At 43.9% G+C, this 7636-nt stretch carries 5 protein-coding genes; 3 read left to right on the top strand and 2 right to left on the bottom strand.

Annotated features, from left to right (window positions below; genetic code table 11):
• The first annotated feature begins 142 nt into the window (after positions 1 to 142).
• Together KQI32_RS12710 and KQI32_RS12705 are read left to right on the top strand one after the other, a co-directional pair.
• Positions 143 to 1567: a hypothetical protein gene (locus tag KQI32_RS12710; protein ID WP_216425916.1), complete on the top strand. Its 1425-nt coding sequence runs from the start codon at positions 143 to 145 to the stop codon at positions 1565 to 1567.
• Positions 1568 to 1637: 70 nt separating this feature from the next.
• Positions 1638 to 2336 carry a L,D-transpeptidase family protein gene (locus tag KQI32_RS12705; protein WP_216425915.1) on the top strand — a complete coding sequence of 233 codons (699 nt, stop codon included), beginning with the start codon at positions 1638 to 1640 and terminating at the stop codon, positions 2334 to 2336.
• 230 nt (positions 2337 to 2566) lie between these two features.
• On the opposite strand, the gene KQI32_RS12700 is transcribed toward KQI32_RS12705, so the two are convergent.
• Entirely contained in the window at positions 2567 to 5248 is a 2682-nt protein-coding gene (locus KQI32_RS12700; protein WP_216425910.1) for a calcium-translocating P-type ATPase, PMCA-type, read from the bottom strand.
• Positions 5249 to 5486: 238 nt separating this feature from the next.
• A complete protein-coding gene (locus tag KQI32_RS12695) occupies positions 5487 to 7139 on the bottom strand; it encodes a glycoside hydrolase family 3 protein (RefSeq protein WP_216425907.1) in 1653 nt (550 codons plus the stop codon).
• Between the two features lie 228 nt (positions 7140 to 7367).
• Between KQI32_RS12695 and KQI32_RS12690 the strand changes: the two genes are divergently transcribed.
• On the top strand, positions 7368 to 7636 hold a 269-nt coding region (locus KQI32_RS12690; RefSeq protein ID WP_216423449.1), incomplete at its 3' end, for a transposase.

The following is a 7636-nucleotide window of genomic DNA, read 5'->3' as shown; positions in this document are numbered from 1 at the left end:
TTTGAGATAATCTTTATCTAATATTTTTTTAGTCCTTGAAACATAGGGCTTGTTTAAGTGCGCCTATTTTTCAATTACTTAATTTTTTTAAAAATGTCTTGACTTTTAATAGTTAGTCACCTATGATCATTCCTGGGGTTATATGTATGAGGAATGGAATACCCTTCACTTGCTCAATACCATTCACCTGCTTAAGGACGCACTTTCCCGTGAAAAATTTCAGGAATATGAAAAGGCGGTTCACTGCTCTGTTCAAGGAATTTTCCGGGAAACCAGGCGGGATTTCGAGAGCGGAACCTACCGAAAAAATGTTGAAAATTATACGGTTGCAAATCATTTTTTGTGGTGTATAGCCCTCTGTTACCGTTATGGTCAATTATATCAGGATCAGAAAATGATGGATTTCTGCCAGGAAGTCATGACTGATGTATGCCGTCACCAGCTTCCATTCGGTACCTGGCTGGAGGGCGGATCTCTGGTGGTTGAATACGCTCATACCTCTCTAGGCGCACTGGCTCTTTTCTCTCACTATAGCGGAAACCAGAACAAAGAGGTTTACCAGGCTGTTCTGGCAAATATAAATTATCTGCTGAAATGCTATTATGATAACTTCTCCCCCATCGGATGCATTGACACCAGAAACCGATATGAATATTTTAACGGATTTCCTTATATCCCAGGTGCTTTTGTAAGAGAACCAGCAGGTCTGCAATTCGCCGGAAAGCATGTAAGAGGGCTTTCTGAAAATCCGTTTTATCTGCTGAATTCCCATCAGATGCTGGGCTTCTTTACAGCCTCCTATTATTCGGTCCCGGAAGATGTTTTATTGCCGGAAAAGCAAGAAACATCCAGTGAAGACTGCGTGATCGAAATTGATCGTTTGGAGCATCCGATTCTGTCCTATTCGGAAAACAACTGTAACAGTATTCTTATCAAAGAAAAAGGGTTTACCATTCCTGTCTGCATTCTGACACAGAAATTGTATCACAGCCGCTGGATTCTGGAACGTCAGAATTTATTCAGCATCTATCACCGGGACGCCGGACTGATAGTCGGCGGTGGGCACTCCATCGCCGATCCTCGTTTCTCCTGTTTTAATGTGATATCCGGCGGAAAACTATTTTATATGCACGAAAAAGCACATTTTATCTCCGCAAAGCAGATCGTCTTGTCCTACGGCGGCGTTTCATGCAATATTAAGATTCATGTTGCCAATAAAAACATTGTGACCGTTCAATATCAGGCAGAAGGGCTTATGGACACGCAAAAGGTTCTGGTGCATGTTCCGGTTTTTTCTAGATATGCGAAACGAATCAGCATTTCCAATCAGGCTGATTTTATCCCGGAGGATTTAACCTACCGGAAACATAAATTGCTTGCCGGAGAACAACTGGAAATCGATCGGAACACGCTGTCAATGGATCGGCCTTTCTATGCAGAATATCCTGTATTCGCGTATAACTCTTACGTTCAGGAACAGGTGGAAGAATTTAAGAACGCCTTTTTCGTTTTGCATGCGGAACTAGACGATAAGCATCCCTGCGTTACACTCACCGTAAAAATCTAGAGAAGACAGCATAGATCCTGTTTCCGTCTCATATTTTGTTAGTAAACAACAAAAAATGAGGTGGTTCTTCTTGAAAAAAACCATTCGAACACTTGGGATTGTACTTCCGCTGCTGATTTTATTCTGCTGTATGTTTCAAATTACCAGACAGGCAAATACAGTGGCGGCTGGAGGCAGTATGATACATCGGGGGAAATATCATATTTTTGTAGACTGTGAAGCTTCGAAGCTATATTTATTTGAAAACGGGCAGCTTATAAAAACCTATCCCTGCGCCGGCGGAAAACCCTCCACCCCCTCCCCGGTCGGCACCTGGAAAATCGTATCAAAAGGGGACTGGACAGGCGGATTTGGCGGAAGCTGGATGGGCTTCAATGTACCTTGGGGAAAATTTGGAATTCATGGAACAGATAAGCCATACTCTATCGGCTGGAATTCCTCTCACGGATGTATTCGTATGTATAATGACGATGCCAGACAATTGATGGACACCATCCCTATCGGCACGAAAGTTACCATCGAAGATGGGACATTGGGAGATTTCTCCCGCGGGTTCCGCACACTTACAACCGGTACTTACGGAGCTGATGTAAAGCGAATTCAAATTGCTTTGAAAGAAAGAGGATATTTTAAAGGGACACCTTACGGTTACTTTGACAGTGGAATGCTTTATGCGGTCAAAGCATTCCAAAAGGACAACGGACTGACTGTACAGGATAGAATCACAAGAAACTTTTATGAAAAATTAGGGCTTATTGAGTTTGAGTAATCTATATCAACACAAAAATTTTTGTTTGCTCAAAAAACGGCAACAGAATTTTCCAGATTATAAAAAACGCAAAGGAATTTTTGATGAATTTCCTTTGCGTTTTTTCATAAAGGGGCATTGCCCCGTTATGCAGCGATTTAGCGGGAGATTGCATTTCAATGTTCTCCGAATCTCTTGGCATTTTCAATGCCTTAGAGGTTCGTGAGGTTATTATTCCCTCTTTTTCGATTTTATACAGAACAATTCTTCCGACTGATTTTTAAAACTGCTTTTCGTATCATGTCCGCCGGAAATACAATCAGCGCACAGAAAATAACAATTTTCAGCTCTCTTAATGGAAGTGGGATCGTGCGGAACAGTTCCCCTCCGAAATAGACAAATAAAAGCTGGGCAAAAAGGACACCGCACATAATTACCAAAAATATTTTATTCTGCCACAGGTTTGAAAAGATCTTCACCCTGGTTGTTCTCACATTAAAGCAATTAAAAATACTTAAGAAAATAAAGAAGTTAAAGAAAGCCGTCAGAAAATAGATATCATTTTCCGCGTAATGAAAATAGTCTTTTACAAAACCGCATTTCAGAAACAGAATACACAAAGTAAGAATAAAAGCCGTCATCACGCCGATTTGATTGAGCATATACCCATTTAAAATTGGTTCGTCCCTGCGTTTTGGTTTTTCATTCATGTATTCGGACAACGGAGGTTCCCCAGCGAATGCCAAGCCACCTAACGTATCCATAATCATATTAATCCAGAGCATCTGTACTATGGTTACCGGAGAATCGATGCCGATAAAAGGGCCTATCATGGAAACACCCACTGCACACAGATTCATGGTGAGCTGAAACACGATAAATTTCCGAATGCTTTTGAAAATCGTTCTTCCATACAAAATCGCTTTGACAATGGAGGCGAAATTATTATCCACAATCACGATATCCGACGCTTCCTTTGCCACCTCCGTGCCGCTGCCCATGGCAAAACCAACATCCGCCCGCTTCAATGCGGGTGCGTCATTGATCCCGTCTCCTGTCATTCCCACAACCAAATCCATTTCCTGCGCGATCCGTACCAACCGGCTTTTGTCCGTCGGAACCGCCCTTGCAATGACACAGATTTTAGGAAGCATTTCTTTTAGCTGCGTATCGCTCAATTGGGAAAGCTCCGCGCTGGTGAGAAGAATACTTCCATCATGATATCCCAGCAACTCCGCTTCTTTTGCGATCGCTGCTGCTGTTTCCTTATTGTCTCCGGTTATCATGATCACCTGCACCCCTGCTTCCCGCACCTGACGAACGGCACCGCGAACCTCCGGCCGAATTTCATCTCGTATACCGACCAGCCCAACCAAAATCAGATTTTCAAAATTGCCTTCCTCCGTAATTTTTTTTTCTGAAACGGCAACGGCAAGCACGCGGATCGCTTGATTTGCCATCTCATTCCACTTTTTTCTGAGAATACTTCTGTTTGTCAGGGAGCATACCTTTCCCGCTTCATCGTAATACCTTGAAACATTGGGAAGTATTTTTTCCGGTGCACCCTTTATCAGAATATATTCTTTTTCTCCTTTGATATGGACAGAAGAAAATTTTCTAGCGCTGTCAAAGGGAACTACTTCCAATTTTTGATAACGCTTAACCCCTTCCCTTACCGGGAGAACATAGGATAACAGAGCGCGGTCGGTAGCATTTCCTCCGACAGCTTGCTCTGCGGATACGGCGCTGCCGGTATTGAAATAGCTTCCCAACTCAAAAATGTCGTACAGTGGCTTTGCTTTGCGCTGAAAGTCCTCCTTGCTTCGATATTCTTTTCCGTCTCCCTTTATGAAATGAGCAACGGATAATTGACCTTTGGTAAGGGTTCCCGTCTTATCCGTAAACAAAATATTCAGGCTGCCGGACGTCTCGATCCCCACCAGTTTTCGAACCAGAACATTGTCTTTCAGCATTCTACGCATATTCGCAGAGAGCACCACGGTTATCATCATAGGGAGTCCCTCGGGTACCGCCACCACTACCACTGTGATAGCCAGCGTCATAGCATGCAATAAAGAGCTGAACAGTGCAGCCGGAGTGGTAAGCTTCTCCATAATGAGAGGAAGCTGAAAACCACAGTCCATCACGATAGAGTGAAACAAATCTGCCAAGGCTACCAAGCCTGCACCGATATAGCCCAGCTTGCTGATGCTGTTTGCTAAGTTTTCCAGTCTAAGTTTTAGGGGGCTTTGCCTGGTATCCTCCTGCATATCCTTTGCCATAGCGCCATAAAAGGTTCCGTTTCCAACCCTGACAACTTGCATAATGCCATCACCGTTGGAAACGACACTGCCTCGGAACAGCTGATGTTTCGACATCAAATCCCACTGTTCCGTTTCAGCGGAAGCTGGTCTCTTTTTGCATTCCAAGCTTTCTCCGTTCAGAGCGGACTGAGCCACATTAAGTTCGCCCTGAAGAATAATGCCATCTGCCGGGATACGTTCTCCGGACTGCAATAAAACGATATCTCCCACTACAATCTCGTTGATCGGAAGGAGTATCAGTTTCCCTTCCCGCCTGACTCGGCAGGTAATCTTTCCCGCATCCTCCTGAAGCTGTTCAAAAGCTGCCTCACTGGAAAATTCCGAAAAAGTGGAAACAAAAGTGGCCAGAAAAATAGCAAACGCGATTCCCAATGATTCAAACCAGTCGAAATTCCGAAAGGTAAACAGTACGTTCAGCGCAAGTGCAATCAGCAAAATTTTGATGATGGGGTCCCCAAAATTGCTTAGAAACTGCCTGAAAAAGCTTTTCTTTTTCGTTTGGGTGATACTGTTGTCACCATACATTTTTTTGGATTCTTCCGCCTGCTTTGTATTGAGCCCATTCCATCCATCTGTTGTATCCGGCCCTGATTTATCGAAATAAATCATGGTTTCTCCTCCTTTTGTACGTTTCTGTATATCCTATTATCTCGTCCAAAAAAATATGACAGAATACAGAATAAATAATAGGGATTTCCTGGATGAAAAAAAGTCCCGCAAACGGGACTTTTTCAAGTATCTCTATAAAATTTTCTCTTTTGTTCCAAAATAGCTTTTCGCCGGAATGCAGACAGCCGAAGCTTGTATTACTAAAATTTTTCCCGCCGACTGCGAAGACGGAGTGAGATCATAGACCATATCCGCGCTCGTATTTTCGACTCAGCTTAACAGGCAGTTTCCCCTTCGGTTTCTTTGTTCCAAAAAGAATATCCACGGCGGCTTTTATGGAGTAGTTACAGTCGCTGTATGCGGCTATGACATTGGCGGTTTTCGGCAAACGCGCAATCACATAGGGATTGCCAAATATCAGATTGGTCACGCTTCGGTTTTGTTTTGCCAGCCGTTCAATAAAATCGATCTGGCTGTCCGGAATGGTGCCGCTTCCCTGCTTATAGCTGATAATCCGGATATAGTTGGTGACAATGACATGCTTAAACTTTTTGCTGAGCTGCAAAATTCTCTTTTTCTCTTCCTCACCCGGATTTTCGGAAATTGTGGTAATCGCCGTATTTTCATTATATTCCTTCAGATACTCATACAGCACTATGGATTTCGGGGAAATAATGGTTCCCAGATCACATGTGCTGCCCAAGTCTTCATCATTTCTCGTCGATATCACCAATATTTCCTGCTTTGCCGGAATAGGCATAGCACGGTTTTCCAAGACAGTCACTGATTTCTCCGCAATTTCCGCGGAAAGCATTTGATGAAATTTATTTTTGTTCAAGTCTTCTATCGTTTTCTCTCTGAGCAGAGGTTTTGTGCGGATATTGCACCATTCCTTTGCTTGAAGAATTTTTAAGACCTTTTTGTCAATATCCTCTTTTTCGTCAAGCCTTCCATCCTTTACGGCATTCAAAAGGCCGTTGAACGTCACCATCGGATCGGTATTGTAATCCTGCAAAAGCAAGTCGTTTCCCGCTTTTACAGAAAGAACGGCAGCTTCCTCGACTGAATAGTCGGAAGTGATAGCATTCATGGACAAGCTGTCTGAAATGACAAGGCCTTTAAATTTCCAGGAGCCAATCAGCAGCTTTTTCACCGCCTTTTCCGAAAAAGTTACCGGTACTTCTTCCCCCGTCTGCAATTCGGGGAAATAAGTATGGGAGGTCATAACAGACTTCATACCATAATCCACCAAAGTTCGGAATGGAGCCAGTTCCTTCTTCTTTAACGTCTTCAAACATTTGCCGACTACCGGAACACTGATATGGGAGTCGATGTCTGTATCTCCATGCCCCGGAAAATGCTTTCCGCAGGCAATCACTTGTTCCTCCTGAACCCCGTCCACATACCTTTTCCCGAACTCTGTAACCACCTCAACCGTATCCGCGAAGGCTCGGGTTCCAATGATCGGATTTTGTGGATTGGAATTGATGTCCAGCACCGGACCTGCGATGATATCATAGCCCAGCGTTCTGGCTTCATTCGCGATCGCACGCCCCATTTTATAGGCCAACTCCGGATCGCCCGTTGCCGCAACCGCCATATTATTTGGAAACTCTGTTCCGATGGTAAACACATGGGGGAGCCCATTTTCACAATCGGTATAAAAAAACGGCGGAATCAGGGATTCTTCCTGAATCTGATTGGTCAGCTTCACAATTTTATTCGCATCGGAACCGCAGACAAAGCGGATGAAAATCGAGCCGATGCCTCCCAGCCATCCTTTCCGCAACATTTCCAGCGTCGAACTTTTAAAATTGCTTCTGCTGATGATCAACTGTCCTATTTTTTGTTCTAATGTCATTTTCCGAAAGGTTTCCGCAACCCAATCCATACTACAACCTCGTAATTACAAGTTTTTGAAAGGAAACACCGCATACTTGCCGCATTTCCCCAATATTATACTTTATTTTTCAAAAAATATCAACTAAAAAGCCAAATATCCTCCGCCTTATAACAGGTGGAGGATATTCCAGCCTGTCGAAAAAGTCCAGTATACACTGGGCTTTTTTGCGTATGTGTGGTAAAATAAAGATAAGAAAAGACTGGGGAGGGACGGCGTGTGCTAGCAAAAGAGCAGGAATTGCGCAGAAATGTAGTAGAAATCCTATGTTTGGAGGAGCTGGTTCCATCGGAGCATCTGCTGCGGCAGATTGACAGCGCGGTGGATTTTACGCATCTGTACGACTTGGTGGATGCGCTTTACAGCCGCGACAACGGCCGTCCCAGCATTGACCCGGTGGTATTGTTCAAAATTGTGTTCATCCAGCACCTGTACGGCATCCCCTCGCTGCGCCGTACCATGCAGGAGATTGGCATGAACATCGCATA

The sequence above is a fragment of the Acetivibrio sp. MSJd-27 genome (genome assembly GCF_018918095.1).
Taxonomy (GTDB): domain Bacteria; phylum Bacillota; class Clostridia; order UMGS1840; family HGM11507; genus HGM11507.
The sequence above is the reverse complement of the archived record's forward strand: the minus strand, read 5'-3'. Positions and strand labels throughout refer to the sequence as shown.

Bases quoted from the DNA above. Each gene is read 5' to 3' on its own strand.
- KQI32_RS12710 (WP_216425916.1), top strand. From the start codon at position 143: ATGTATGAGGAATGGAATACCCTTCACTTGCTCAATACCATTCACCTG.
- KQI32_RS12700 (WP_216425910.1), bottom strand. From the start codon at position 5,248: ATGATTTATTTCGATAAATCAGGGCCGGATACAACAGATGGATGGAAT.
- KQI32_RS12695 (WP_216425907.1), bottom strand. From the start codon at position 7,139: ATGGATTGGGTTGCGGAAACCTTTCGGAAAATGACATTAGAACAAAAA.